We start from the raw sequence: 12,357 nt of genomic DNA on the forward strand, positions 1-12,357 counted from the left end.
TTCTTCACCCAGGCCATGAAGTGATGCCTCAATTGATGCATTCGCATGCGCGAGAAATTCGTTGAAAGCCGTTTTGCTGAATGCAGAAACGGGCATGTCCAACCAACGACATCAACCGCCGGGCCTCCTTCTGCCTTGATGCACGACCGGCTCGAGAAACAACTGCCGAAAGTAATCGCGAAACGCCGTCATCGCTGGGGAAAATTCGATGCCTTGCTTCCACCCAAGCCCGATGTTCATCGTTGGCACGGCGTCGCGCAGACTGATTGTTTCAATGCGCTTTCCCTCCAGCGACCAAGGTCGATAAACCATATCCGAGAGAACGGTCACGCCAAGGCCATTCGCCACGGTGCTGCGCACTGCTTCCACAGAGCTCGTGCGCAGCCTGATCTGAGGCTGGTACGGCGTCTTGCTCCAATATTTCATTGCAGTGCCCGCAGCCTCGTCCACGGTGAGCAGGATGTAGGGCTCGGCCGCCACATCGGCCAGCGTGACTTCCGCCTTTTCGAGCAGCGCATGCTTGGCCGGCACCCACAGTCGGCGTTGCGAGCCAAAGAATGTCTCGAGCGACAGCTCGCGCAGCACCACATTGGACGTGAGCAGTACTCCCATGTCGTATTGCTGCGTGATCAGCCCCTCCTCAATGGCTTCACGCACTACTTCGTGCACCTTGACCTTGATCTGCGGATGCAATTGCTCGAAACGCTGAAGGTGATGGGGCAAGAAGTAGCCGAGCACCGTGTAGGTGGCGGCAATGGTCAGCGTCCCCTCGACATTCACTCCCTCATGCGGCATGCGGATCGCCTCGTCGGCAGCCGAGAGCACGGCATAGGCATGGCTCAGAAACCGCCGTCCGGCCCGGGTCAGTTCCACGCCATGAGGCTGTCGCTCAAACAGCTGCTGCCCCAGCATTTCCTCCAGCTCCCGGACTGCCGTGGTCACCGCCGATTGCGAGATGTTGAGTTGCAGTGCCGCATGTGAGATGCGCCCCACTTCGGCCACCGCCGTGAAGTATTTGAGCTGGCGAAGGGTCAGAGACATGGTGCGGTCTTCCTGGGGTATTTACTTATCTCTCAAAAATTACATGCCAGCGCGCGCAAATCCGATACCGGGTATTCACTGATCTACAGGGTAGCGTTCATTGCAGGCAGTCGGCGTATCTGTTTTTCAGATATCGCATCGCCTGTAAATAATGCTTTTCAGCCGATTTTCAGCTGACTAATCTTCACCTTGTCCCGCATTGCTGCCATCTGGCCGTGCCAACAACACAAGGTGAAACGTGAAGAAGACGCTGATTGATCTGAACTCCGACATGGGCGAAAGCTTCGGTCCATGGGCCATCGGCGATGGTGTGGACCAGGAATTGATGCCGTTGATCAGCTCGGCCAATATCGCCACAGGCTTTCATGCGGGTGATCCGAACATCATGCGCAAGACGGTGTTGTTGGCCCGGGAAAACGGCGTGGGCATCGGCGCGCACCCGGGCTTTCGCGACCTCGTGGGCTTCGGGCGCCGCCATATCAATGCACCGGCCGACGAGCTGGTGAACGACATGGTCTACCAGCTCGGCGCGCTGCGCGAATTCGCGCGGCTGGCCGGCATGACGCTGCAGCACATCAAGCCGCACGGCGCGCTCTACATGCATGCAGCGCGCGACGAGGCGCTGTCGCGTGCACTCGTCACGGCCCTGCAGCAGATCGAACCGACGCTGCGCCTGTTCTGCATGGAATCGTCCGTCACCTTCCAGGTGGCGTGCGAATTGGGCCAGCCCGTGGCGCGCGAGTTCTATGCCGACCGCGACTACGACCTGAGCGGCTCCATCGTCTTCACCCGCCGCGTCGGCGCGCTCGACCCCGAGGCCGTGGCCGCCAAGGTGCTGCGCGCCTGCACCGAAGGCGTGGTGCGCACGGTCGAAGGCCAGGACGTGGCGATCGGCTTCGACTCGGTGTGCATCCACAGCGACACGCCCGGCGCGCTGGCGCTCGTGAAGGCCACGCGCCGCGCACTGGCCGAGCACGGCATCGAAGTTGCAGGTTTTGCCGGTGCGGCTGCGCCGGCGCAGCCTTGAGTTTTCCGTTCTTCCCGCTTTCCAGGAGTGCATCGATGCCCGCTACCCATGAAGTCCTGAGCCCGCTGCCGGGCACCTTCTACCGCCGTTCGGCGCCTGACGCGCCGCCATTCAAGGCCGAAGGCGACACCGTGGCCGTGGGCGATGTGATCGGCCTGGTCGAGGTGATGAAGCAGTTCAGCGAAGTCACGGCCGACGTGGCAGGACGGCTGCGGGGCTTTGCCGTGGAGAACGGCGAACCCGTCGATCCTGGCCAAGCGCTGGCCGTCATCGAAACGGCGTGAGGCCCCGGACCATGACCGCCGCATTCGACAAACTGCTCATCGCCAACCGCGGCGAGATCGCGGTGCGCATCATCCGCGCCGCTAAGGAACTGGGCCTCAAGACCGTCGCCGTCTACAGCGACGCCGACGCGCAAAGCCTCGCGGTGCGCATGGCCGACGAAGCCGTGCGCATTGGCCCGGCGCATGCCACCAGGAGCTATCTGAGCGTGGACGCCATTCTTGAAGCGGCAGCCGACAGCGGCGCCGGCGCCGTGCATCCGGGCTACGGTTTCCTGTCGGAAAACGCCGCGTTCGCCGAGCGCATCGAGGCCGCGGGCCTGGTGTTCGTCGGCCCGACACCGCACGCGATCCGCACCATGGGCGACAAGGCCGCCGCGCGCGCCGCGGCCATGAAGGCCGGCGTGCCCACCGTGCCCGGCAGCGTGGGCGTGGTGACAGACGCCGACACCGCCGTCGCGCTGGCAAAGGGCATCGGCTACCCCATCATGATCAAGGCCTCGGCCGGCGGGGGCGGGCGCGGCATTCGCGTGGCGCATGACGAAGCCGAGCTGCGCCAGCAGTTCGCCACCGCCACGGCGGAAGCGCAGGCCGCTTTCGGCAACGGCGAGGTGTACCTCGAACGCTTCATCCGCCAGGCGCGCCACATCGAGGTGCAGATCCTGGGCGACGGCCAGCGCGTGGTTCACTGCTTCGAGCGCGAATGCTCGCTGCAGCGACGCCGCCAGAAAGTGTGGGAAGAAGCGCCCTCGGCCGCCATCAGCGAGGCCACGCGCGCGGCGCTGTGCGAATCGGCGCTGCGGCTGGCCCATGCCGTGGCATACCGCGGCGCGGGCACGCTCGAATACCTGTACGACGACGACACGCGCGAGTTCTTCTTCATCGAGATGAACACGCGCATCCAGGTCGAGCACCCAATCACCGAGATGATCACCGGCATCGACCTCGTGAAGGAGATGCTGCGCATCGCGCTGGGCCAGCCTCTGCGCCTGCAGCAGGAAGACATCCGGCTGACCGGCGCGGCCATCGAGGTGCGCATCAACGCCGAGAACGCCGCGAAGAACTTCATGCCAAGCCCGGGCCTCGTGTCGCAGCTCGTGGTGCCGGGCGGCCCCGGCGTGCGCTTCGACACCATGCTGTTCCCCGGCTGCACCGTGCCGGCGTACTACGACTCGCTGCTGGGCAAGCTGATCGTGCACGACACCGATCGCGCCGGTGCGCTGGCCCGCATGCGACGCGCGCTCGACGAGCTGCAGGTCGAAGGCATCCACACCACGATCCCGCTGCACCGCGCACTGTGCGAAGACGCGGGCGTGGCGCAGGCCGCATTCCACACGGGCTTTCTCGAAACCTGGCTGGCGGTGAATCCGCTGGCCGACGCACCCGCTCCACTTGCGGAGGTGACCGCATGACCGCTGCCAGCACCCTCCCCACCCAGGCCCGCTACAGCTTCGGCGGCGACGAGCACCTGTTCGTCGAGATCAGCGAAGAGATGTCGCTGCCCGCATTCTTCAAAGGCATGGCCATCTGCAACGAGCTGCGCCGCCGGGCACAGGCGGGCGAGATCACGGGCGTGACCGAGATCTGTCCCGCCAACGCCGCCTACCTCGTGCGCTTCGATCCCGATGCGATCGCGCCCGACGCACTGCTCGCCACGCTCAAAGACATCGAAGCGGGCCTGGGCGATGCCGACCTGCAGATGCAGACGCGCATCGTCGAGATTCCCGTGCTCTACAACGACCCGTGGACGCACGAGACGCTGATGCGCTTTCGCGAGCGGCACCAGGACCCGTCGGGCACCGACATCGAGTACGCGGCGCGCATCAACGGCCACGCCTCGGTCGAGGCCTTCATCGAGGCGCACTCGTCGGCGCCCTGGTTCGTGTCGATGGTCGGCTTCGTGGCCGGCCTGCCCTTTCTGTTCCAGATGGTCGAGCGCCAGCGCCAGATCCAGGTGCCCAAGTACCTGAGCCCGCGCACCGACACGCCCAGGCTCACGCTGGGCCACGGCGGTTGCTTCAGCTGCATCTACTCGGTGCGTGGTGCGGGCGGCTACCAGATGTTCGGTGTCACGCCTGCGCCCATCTTCGACCCGGCGCAACGGCTGTCCTACCTGAAGGAGCTGATGGTGTTCTTCCAGCCCGGCGACATCGTCAAGTACAAGCCCATTGACCGCGCCGAGTACGACCGCCAGATCGCGCAGGTCGAGGCCGGCACCTACGCGCTGCGCATCGCGCCAGTGTCGTTCTCGCTCAACGATTTCCTGGCCGACCCGGGCGGCTACAACCAACAGCTCCTGAAAGTGCTCCATGGCGATTGAAGTGCTCAAGCCCGGCCTCGCGACCAGCGTGCAGGACGCCGGCCGCCCCGGCTACTACCACCTGGGCATCCCGCTGTCGGGTGCGCTCGACCAGCAAAGCCTGGTGCTCGCAAACCTGCTGGTCGGCAACGACGAAGGTGCGGCCGTCATCGAAAGCACGCTGCTCGGGCCCGAGCTGCAGTTCGACGCGCCCGCGCTGGTGGCCGTGACCGGCGCCGACGCGAAGATCAAGCTCAACGGCAATGAGGTGCCACGCAATACCGCATTCGCGGTGCAGGCCGGTGACAGGCTCGGCTTCGACTTCATGAAGCTCGGCGCGCGCATGTGCATCGCCGTGGCCGGCGGCATCGACGTGCCGGTGGTGCTGGGCAGCCGCTCGACCTACGGCTTGGGCGCATTCGGCGGCTTCAACGGACGCAAGCTGCTGGCCGGCGACAGACTGCCCGTGGGTGTACCGTCCGCCGCCGCCCGCGCGGGTCGCACGGTGCAGGCCGCATTGCTGCCGGTGCTCGACAAGGAAGTGGTCCTGCGTGTGCTGCCGGGCATCTACTTCCACCGACTGCAGGAGGTGTCGGTGCAAAGCTTTTTTGCTGACACCTGGACCGTCGGTTCCGAGGCCGACCGCATCGGCTACCGCTACAAGAACGGCAGGCCGCTGAAGTTCCACGAGCGCACGCCGCCATTCGGCGCGGGCGATGACCCGTCGAACATCGTCGATGCGGGCTACCCATACGGTTCCATCCAGGTGCCGGGCGGACGCGAACCGATCATCCTGCACCGTGATGCGGTCTCGGGCGGCGGCTACGCGATGGTAGGCACCGTCATCAGCGCCGACATGGATCTCATCGCCCAGATGCAGCCAAACCACAAGGCACGCTTTGTCGAAGTCGATATGGCGCAGGCGCTCGAAGCACGCGCCGAGCGGCGGCGAAGCATCGAGCGCTTGCGCTCAGCGCTATCGGCCTGAGCGCCACCCTCTTCGTCCCTCTCAAGAGAGCCGATGACAACCAAGAAAGCGGTCGAGTTCGCCACGCTCGAATGGGTTGCGTAGTTCAACCACCATTGCCCGCCTGGACCCATCGGGCATCACTCTTGCCGGCCTCGAGCCTGCCCGCCAAACTCCTCCCACAGCGCCTGCGTATGCTCGCCCAGCGCGGGCACGGCGCCCATGGCGGCTTCGGCGTCCGACAGCGTGGCCGGGGGCAGCAGGGCCTGGATGCTGCCGGTGGGCGTGACCACCTCGCGCCAGCGTTCACGCGCCTGCAGCTGGGGATGGTTCCAGACCGCGTGCATGTCGTTGAGCGGCGCGTTGGCGATGCCGCCTGCATCCAGGCGCTGCATGGCCTGTTCGCGGCTCAGGTGGGCCAGCACGGAGGCGATCACCGCATCGAGTTCCTTGCGGTGCGCCACGCGCTGCAGGTTGGTGACAAAGCGCGTGTCCTGCGCCAGCGCGGGCTGCTGCAGCACATGGATGCAGAAGCTGTGCCATTCGCGGTCGTTCTGCAGGCCGAAGATCAGGCTCCGGCCGTCACCGGCCGTGTACTGGCCATAGGGCGCGATGGAAGGATGGGTCAGCCCGCTGCGCGCGGGCGCCGTGCCGCCGTAGTGGGCGAAGTTCAGCGGGTAGGACATCCATTCGGCCAGCGCCTCCAGCATGGACACCTCCACGCGCAGGCCCCGGCCCGTGCGGGCGCGCTGCAGCAGGGCGGACAAAATGCCCGAGTAGGCATACATGCCGGCCGCGATGTCGGCGATGGAAATGCCCACGCGTGCGGGCTGATCAGGCGTGCCCGTGACCGAGATCAGGCCGGCTGCCGCCTGGATCAGCAGGTCGTAGGCCTTTCTGTCGCTGAGCGGGCCGCCCTCGCCATAGCCCGATATATCGCAGACGATGAGACGCGGATATTTTTCATGCAGGCTGTCGAAATCCATGCCCATTCTCTGCATGGCACCCGGGGCCAGGTTCTGGATCAGGATATCGGCGTTTTCCAGTATTTTCCCGACGATATGCTGCCCTTCGGCGGTCTTGATATCTGCGGCCAGGCTTTGCTTTCCCCGATTGGCCCAGACAAAAAAGGATGATTCACCATGGACCTTGTCGTCATAGCCCCGTGCAAAATCCCCATCGGGCAATCGCTCCAGCTTGATGACCCTGGCACCCAGGTCCGCCAGCTGCCGGCTGGCAAAAGGCCCTGCCACGGCGTGTTCCATGGCCAATACCGTCAAACCATCCAATGGGCGTGTCTGCATTTTCTTGAACAAGGCGAATATTCGATTCGCCGCATTCTAGAAGTGCGACCATCACCCAGCCAGTCGGCATTTTCTAAGCGGAATTTCAAATCTTCTAAGGCAGGGTTTCCTGCACGGCGCCTTCCTCGGGCAAAGGCTGGGCCGCCACATAGGCCACGAAATCGCGGGCATAGGCGGGCAGGGTTTCGGGTTCGCGCGTGACCACCTTCTGCTCGCGCTGCGCCCAGGCCTCGTCCAGGCCTACGGCAGCCAGCCTGCGCGCCTGCAGCGCCGGCCGGGCAATGGAGCGCGGCACCAGCGCAATGCCCACGCCTTCCTGCACGCACTGCAGCACGGCCTCGAATGTTGGTGCGTGCACACGTACCCTGGGATTCATGCCCAGCTTGGAAGCCATGCCTTGGAGGTAGAGGAAGTTGCTGGTTTTGCGGCCGATCGAGACCAGGTCGTAGGTCAGCGCGGTTTCCAGCGGCACCCTGCTGCTGGCGGCCAAGGGGTGGCCAGCGGGCACCACAAACACCAGTTCATCGTGGCCATAGGTGATGGCATGCAGGCCATGCAGATCGATCTGGCCGGCCACCAGGCCCACGTCGGCACTGCCGTCGAGCACGGCGCGCACCGTGTCTTCGCTCAGGCGCTCCTCCAGGTCCACATTGACGTTCGGATAATGGGCCAGATAGCGGCTGAGCACGGGCGCAATTCCCGTGAGCGTGCTGCTGTTGGCAAAGACGCGGATATGGCCCGATATTCCGTTGATGTGTCTTTGCATTTCTCCGTGCAAGCGGTCCACGCTGCCGAAAATGGAATCGGCGTATTTCTTGACCGTCATGCCGGCCGGAGTGAGCACCATGCCTTTGGACGTTCTTTCAAACAGCGATGCACCCATGGCCTGCTCCAGATTCTTGAGCCGGTAGCTGGCCGATGGCGCCGTCAAATGCATTTCAGCCGCGCCTGCGCTGAGGCTTTTGGCCTGGGCAATGGCAAGGAAAACCCTGAGATCCGTCAATTCATATCGCATCCGTTGCATGCCCGCCGGGAGCATTTCCTTGGTGTTAGACGGTTTCTAACCGCCCTATCAATGATTCGACTGGCCGCATTGGCAGCGCATTTCTATAGTCGGCGCCAGGAGACAACGGAGAAAATTATGGACTTCAAGACGGCAAGACGCCAAACCCTTCTCACTGCCCTGCTTCTGGCCGCCGGCGCGGTCGCAGCGCAGGACTATCCGGCGCGCCCCATCAAGCTGGTGATTCCCTACGCGGCAGGCGGCCCCACCGACACCTTTGGCCGCGCCATGGCCGATGTCTGGAGCCAGAAGCTGGGCACGCCCGTGGTGATCGAGAACCGCACGGGTGCCGGCACCCTGGTGGGCACGGAGGCGGTTGCCAAGGCAGCCCCTGACGGCTACACCCTGCTGCTGACCACGGTGGCGCATGCCGTCAATCCCTACATCCACGACAAACTGGGCTACCGCACGGAGGAAGACTTCGCGCCCGTGGGACTGCTCGCCAGGGCGCCGCTGGTGCTGGTGGTGGACAAGCGGCTGCCCGTGCAGAGCCTGCCGGATTTCCTGGCCTATCTGCGGGCGCGGCCCGGCCAGGTCAACTATGCCTCGGCGGGCGTTGGCAGCGCTCCGCATCTGGGTGCGGAGCTGCTGAACCTGATGGCGGGAACCCGGGCCCAGCATGTGCCCTACCGGGGCAGTGCGCCGGCCATACAGGACCTCATCGGCGGGCACCTGGCCTTCATGCTGGACAGCGCTCCCACGGGCCTGGCCCAGGTCAAGGCGGGCACGGTGCGCCTGCTGGCCACCACCATGGCCCAGCGCCTGCCGCAGACGCCTGACACGCCTGCCATTGCCGAGCAGGTGCCCGGCTACGAGGCCTATACCTGGAACGCCGTGTTCGCCCCCGCAGGCACGCCGCCAGCACTGATTGCCCGCCTGCAGTACAGCCTGCAGGCCACGGTGGACGATGCCGGGCTGCAGAAAAAGGCCTACGACATGGGCCTGGTGCTGGAAAAGCAGCCGCGCCCCCAGGCGCTGGCCGCCTTCCTCAAGCAGGAGCTGGACAAATGGGGCAAGGTCGCCCGGGCCGCCCACATGAGCGCGAACTGAGGAGAGTCGCCATGCCACGCCACCCATCCCTGTGCGCCCAGCGCTACTTTGAAGACTTCGCGCTGGGCGAGGTCTTCGCCCTGCCCTCGCGCACCATGACCGATGCCCTGTTCGCCGCCTTCCAGCTGGCCAGCGGCGACAACCATCCCGTGCACTACGACGTGGAGTACTGCCGCGCGCGCGGCATGCCCCATATGCTGGCCCACGGCTACCAGGTGGCCATACAGACGGCGGCAGGCGCCGGCCTGTTCCCGCACATGGTCGAGGAATCGCTCAAGGGCTTTCTGGAGCAGGGCAGCCGCTTCCTGGCCCCCGTCTATGTGGGCGACACGCTGTACTGCACGCTGACGGTGTCCGAGCTCAAGCCCGGCAACACCACGGGCGTGCTGACCCTGGCCACCGAGGTGCTGAACCAGCGCGACGAGCGGGTGTCGGACGGGTTTCAGAAATACCTGTTGAGGAAGCGGCCGGCCTGAAGGCCAGGGGATGGATGCAGGGGCAGCGTCCCCCAAAGACCCGCCCCGTCGCTTGGCTACGCCGGCGCGGCAACCGCCGCCGGGCTTTCTGGCGAAAAATAGCGGCCCTGCACACGCCCATCCCCCACCATGAGATCCCCCATCAGCATCGTCGACGTCGACCGCCTCGACTCCTGGAGCAAATACAAGCCCGGCATGTGCGACAGCTGTGCGGCCAACTGCTGCACCATGCCGCTGGAGGTGCAGTTGCCCGATCTGGTGCGGCTGGAGCTGGTGGATCCGTTCGAGGTGGACAACGTGGAGCCCAAGCTCATCGCCAAGCGGCTGATGAAGATGCGGCTGATCGACCACTACAACCCCAAGCACAACATCTTCACCATGGCGCGGCGCGCCAGCGGGGACTGCAATTTTCTGGATGCCAAGTCGCGGCGCTGCACGGTCTACGACAAGCGGCCCGAAACCTGTCGCCTGCACCCCAAGAAGGGCCCCAAGCCCGGCTTTTGCGCCTACGGTCACAAGGACCGCTGACAGCAGCTGTTGCTCAAGACTTTCAACTCCTGCAAGTTCCAGCAATAGCCAAAAGCGCTTGAAACTGGCACAACCCAGGCCAGGGACGCCGAGGAAGGGCCGTCCCGCACCGAGGGTGTCGTCCCCCTCCCCCGCGAAGCGGGTAGAGAGGGGGAAGCGGCGTAAGCCGCTCAGGGGGAGTTGCCAGGCAAGCCCGGCAGCCAGATGCGCGCCTGCAGCCCCGGATGCATGTTCTCGAAGCCCAGCTTGCCGCCGTGCAGCTGCACGATGGCCAGCACGCTGGCCAGGCCCAGGCCATAGCCTTCGCGGTCCGATTCGGCGCGGTAAAAGCGGGTGCTCATCTTCTCGCGCGTCTGCGCGTCCACGCCCGGCCCCCGATCCTGGACGATGATTTCCACGCCCCAGGCGCCGCCGTCCATGCCGTGCTCGTGGGCCACGCCCGCGCGCAGCAGCATGTCGGCGCCGTGGTCGCTGTCGGGCAGTGATCCGTACTTGATGGCGTTGTCCACGAGGTTGGCCACGGCGCTGGCCAGCAGGTCGCCGTCACCCAGCGCCATGGGCGTGCCCTCGACCTCCAGGCGCAGCACGCCGCCTGCGTCCTCGACCAGCGGTTCGTAGAACTCCACCACGTCGACCAGCAGGGCACGCAGGTCCACGGGCGCGAAGTTCTTGCGGCTGGCCCCGCTTTCCACTTCGGCGATCTGCAGCAGCTTGTCGAAGACCACGCCCAGCTCGGCCACTTCCTGGGCCACCAGCGCCAGCGTCTCGTTCTTTTCCTCGGGCGTGGCCTGCTGGGCATTGCGCAGGCGCAGCAGGATGCGCGTCAGCGGCGTGCGCAGGTTGTGGGCGATGGTGTTGGAGACATGGCGTATGCCGTCCATCAGCAGTTCGAGCCGGTCCAGCATGGTGTTGATGTCGCGGTTGAGCAGCGTGAACTCATCGTCGCGGCGCGTGACCGGAATGCGCTGGCGCAGGTCACCCGTGGCCACGCGCGCCATGGTGCTGCGGATGTCGGCGGCACGCTCTTCCACCACGCGCCGGAAGGCCCCGGCGCCCAGCACGGCCATGCCCAGGGCCACCAGGCCGGCCAGCAGGCTTGCGCGGCCGAACAGTTCCTCCACATCGCTTTGCACCTGCATGTCGCTGCCCACGGCCAGCAGCTTGCCGTCGGACAGCTGGGCCACGGCCACGCGGCCCGCGATGATGCGGCCGTTGCGCCGCACCTTGAGATCGCGCACGCCCATCTCCGTCAGGCGGCGTGCGGGCACCACGTCGGCGTTGCCGATGATGGGATTGCCGTCGCCATCCATGAGGATGAGGATTTCGGTATCGGTGTTGACGCCGTCCAGCAGGGTCTGCTGGATCTCGGCCTCCAGCGCGGGCTCGCCGTACTTGTCGCGGTGCTCGACCAGGCGGCGCATGTGGTTCTCGGCCTGCCGGTCCATGCGCATGCGCAGCACGCCCACGGTCTGCACGTAGAACACCGACAGCACGATGGACATGGTCAGCACCAGCAGCACGCCGTAGGTCAGCGCCAGCCGGAAGGCCGTGGAGCTCCAGGGCTTGGCCAGCGACATGGGATCAGGCCACCTGCGGCAGGTCCTGCGGCCGGTCCGACAGGCTGTAGCCCACGCCGCGCACGGTGTGGATCAGCGCAGGCTCGAAGCCCTTGTCAACCTTGCCGCGCAGGCGGCTGATGTGCACGTCGATGACATTGGTCTGCGGGTCGAACCGGTAGTCCCACACCGACTCCAGCAGCATGGTGCGCGTGACGATCTGGTGCGCGTGCTGCATCAGAAAGGCCAGCAGGCGGAACTCGCGCGGCTGCAGGGCCAGCGGCTGGCCCGCGCGCTCGGCGCTGCGCGTGAGCAGGTTCAGCCGCAGGTCGGCCAGGCGCATCTCGCGCGCAGGGGCCGGGATCTGGGCGCGGCGCACCAGGGCCTCCAGGCGCGCCGAGAGTTCGGAGAAGGCAAAGGGCTTGGTCAGGTAGTCGTCGCAGCCGGCCTTGAGGCCGCGCACGCGCTCGTCCGTGGCCGACAGGGCGCTGAGTACCAGCACCGGCGTCTGCTTGCCCATGGAGCGCAGCGTCTGCAGGATCTGCAGGCCGTCGAAGCCGTTGGGCAGCATGCGGTCGAGGATGATCACATCCCAGCTCTCGCCCACGGCCATGGCGATGCCCTGCACACCATCGCTGCACACCGCCACCTGCGCGCCCTGCTGGCGCAGGCCTTCGGCGATGTAGCGCGCGTTCAGCGCGTCGTCTTCGATGATGAGATAGCGGTACATGCGGGCGGCAGGGCCTGACTCGAAACTGAGGCAGA

Annotated in this window: 13 protein-coding genes; 8 read left to right on the top strand and 5 right to left on the bottom strand. The window is 65.6% G+C overall.

The annotated features are described in order from the left end of the window. Positions 1-111: 111 nt before the first annotated feature. Positions 112-1,041, bottom strand: a complete 930-nt coding sequence (locus INR38_RS03400) for a LysR family transcriptional regulator (protein WP_012201944.1) — start codon at positions 1,039-1,041, stop codon at positions 112-114. Positions 1,042-1,279: 238 nt separating this feature from the next. Here INR38_RS03400 and INR38_RS03405 point away from each other — a divergent pair, with 238 nt between their 5' ends. The 5 genes from INR38_RS03405 to INR38_RS03425 are packed head-to-tail and all read left to right on the top strand — an operon-like array spanning position 1,280 to position 5,636. Then, the gene (locus INR38_RS03405) at positions 1,280-2,068 is read left to right on the top strand and encodes a 5-oxoprolinase subunit PxpA (protein WP_013799925.1); all 789 of its coding nucleotides are present in this window, start codon (positions 1,280-1,282) and stop codon (positions 2,066-2,068) included. Between the two features lie 35 nt (positions 2,069-2,103). Further along, the gene (locus tag INR38_RS03410) at positions 2,104-2,352 is read left to right on the top strand and encodes an acetyl-CoA carboxylase (protein ID WP_012201946.1); all 249 of its coding nucleotides are present in this window, start codon (positions 2,104-2,106) and stop codon (positions 2,350-2,352) included. Between the two features lie 11 nt (positions 2,353-2,363). After that, complete coding sequence (locus tag INR38_RS03415; protein WP_207442573.1) at positions 2,364-3,761, top strand: acetyl-CoA carboxylase biotin carboxylase subunit; 1,398 nt, start codon at positions 2,364-2,366, stop codon at positions 3,759-3,761. Further along, on the top strand, positions 3,758-4,669 hold the full coding sequence (locus INR38_RS03420; RefSeq protein ID WP_180318434.1) for an allophanate hydrolase subunit 1: 912 nt from the start codon (positions 3,758-3,760) through the stop codon (positions 4,667-4,669). Before INR38_RS03415 ends, INR38_RS03420 begins: the two co-directional genes overlap by 4 nt. Further along, a complete protein-coding gene (locus INR38_RS03425; protein WP_207442574.1) occupies positions 4,659-5,636 on the top strand; it encodes a biotin-dependent carboxyltransferase family protein in 978 nt (325 codons plus the stop codon). The genes INR38_RS03420 and INR38_RS03425 overlap by 11 nt, the downstream gene beginning before the upstream one ends. A 119-nt stretch (positions 5,637-5,755) precedes the next feature. On the opposite strand, the gene INR38_RS03430 is transcribed toward INR38_RS03425, so the two are convergent. Together INR38_RS03430 and INR38_RS03435 are read right to left on the bottom strand one after the other, a co-directional pair. After that, positions 5,756-6,880: a CaiB/BaiF CoA-transferase family protein gene (locus INR38_RS03430; protein WP_242698950.1), complete on the bottom strand. Its 1,125-nt coding sequence runs from the start codon at positions 6,878-6,880 to the stop codon at positions 5,756-5,758. 133 nt (positions 6,881-7,013) lie between these two features. Next, complete coding sequence (locus INR38_RS03435) at positions 7,014-7,934, bottom strand: LysR family transcriptional regulator (RefSeq protein ID WP_207442600.1); 921 nt, start codon at positions 7,932-7,934, stop codon at positions 7,014-7,016. Positions 7,935-8,060: 126 nt separating this feature from the next. On the opposite strand from INR38_RS03435, the gene INR38_RS03440 reads away from it, so the two are divergent. From INR38_RS03440 to INR38_RS03450, 3 genes are all read left to right on the top strand, one after another. Continuing rightward, the gene (locus INR38_RS03440) at positions 8,061-9,032 is read left to right on the top strand and encodes a tripartite tricarboxylate transporter substrate binding protein (protein WP_207442576.1); all 972 of its coding nucleotides are present in this window, start codon (positions 8,061-8,063) and stop codon (positions 9,030-9,032) included. Positions 9,033-9,043: 11 nt separating this feature from the next. Beyond that, positions 9,044-9,508, top strand: a complete 465-nt coding sequence (locus tag INR38_RS03445) for a MaoC family dehydratase (RefSeq protein ID WP_012201953.1) — start codon at positions 9,044-9,046, stop codon at positions 9,506-9,508. Between the two features lie 129 nt (positions 9,509-9,637). Then, on the top strand, positions 9,638-10,036 hold the full coding sequence (locus INR38_RS03450; RefSeq protein ID WP_013799932.1) for a YkgJ family cysteine cluster protein: 399 nt from the start codon (positions 9,638-9,640) through the stop codon (positions 10,034-10,036). 170 nt (positions 10,037-10,206) lie between these two features. On the opposite strand, the gene INR38_RS03455 is transcribed toward INR38_RS03450, so the two are convergent. Together INR38_RS03455 and INR38_RS03460 are read right to left on the bottom strand one after the other, a co-directional pair. Continuing rightward, positions 10,207-11,613 (bottom strand): HAMP domain-containing sensor histidine kinase, encoded by a 1,407-nt coding sequence (locus INR38_RS03455; RefSeq protein ID WP_088166403.1) that lies wholly within the window; start codon positions 11,611-11,613, stop codon positions 10,207-10,209. Between the two features lie 4 nt (positions 11,614-11,617). Next, positions 11,618-12,322, bottom strand: coding sequence for a response regulator transcription factor (locus tag INR38_RS03460; protein ID WP_017407046.1), 705 nt, complete (start codon positions 12,320-12,322; stop codon positions 11,618-11,620). Positions 12,323-12,357: the final 35 nt, after the last annotated feature.

Origin of the sequence: Delftia sp. SD018 (genome assembly GCF_017355445.1) — a bacterium.
GTDB classification, from domain to species: domain Bacteria; phylum Pseudomonadota; class Gammaproteobacteria; order Burkholderiales; family Burkholderiaceae_C; genus Comamonas; species Comamonas acidovorans.

Bases quoted from the DNA above. Each gene is read 5' to 3' on its own strand.
- INR38_RS03430 (WP_242698950.1), bottom strand. From the start codon at position 6,880: ATGGAACACGCCGTGGCAGGGCCTTTTGCCAGCCGGCAGCTGGCGGAC.
- INR38_RS03415 (WP_207442573.1), top strand. From the start codon at position 2,364: ATGACCGCCGCATTCGACAAACTGCTCATCGCCAACCGCGGCGAGATC.
- INR38_RS03440 (WP_207442576.1), top strand. From the start codon at position 8,061: ATGGACTTCAAGACGGCAAGACGCCAAACCCTTCTCACTGCCCTGCTT.
- INR38_RS03420 (WP_180318434.1), top strand. From the start codon at position 3,758: ATGACCGCTGCCAGCACCCTCCCCACCCAGGCCCGCTACAGCTTCGGC.
- INR38_RS03435 (WP_207442600.1), bottom strand. From the start codon at position 7,934: ATGCGATATGAATTGACGGATCTCAGGGTTTTCCTTGCCATTGCCCAG.
- INR38_RS03460 (WP_017407046.1), bottom strand. From the start codon at position 12,322: ATGTACCGCTATCTCATCATCGAAGACGACGCGCTGAACGCGCGCTAC.
- INR38_RS03400 (WP_012201944.1), bottom strand. From the start codon at position 1,041: ATGTCTCTGACCCTTCGCCAGCTCAAATACTTCACGGCGGTGGCCGAA.
- INR38_RS03410 (WP_012201946.1), top strand. From the start codon at position 2,104: ATGCCCGCTACCCATGAAGTCCTGAGCCCGCTGCCGGGCACCTTCTAC.
- INR38_RS03455 (WP_088166403.1), bottom strand. From the start codon at position 11,613: ATGTCGCTGGCCAAGCCCTGGAGCTCCACGGCCTTCCGGCTGGCGCTG.
- INR38_RS03425 (WP_207442574.1), top strand. From the start codon at position 4,659: ATGGCGATTGAAGTGCTCAAGCCCGGCCTCGCGACCAGCGTGCAGGAC.
- INR38_RS03450 (WP_013799932.1), top strand. From the start codon at position 9,638: ATGAGATCCCCCATCAGCATCGTCGACGTCGACCGCCTCGACTCCTGG.
- INR38_RS03445 (WP_012201953.1), top strand. From the start codon at position 9,044: ATGCCACGCCACCCATCCCTGTGCGCCCAGCGCTACTTTGAAGACTTC.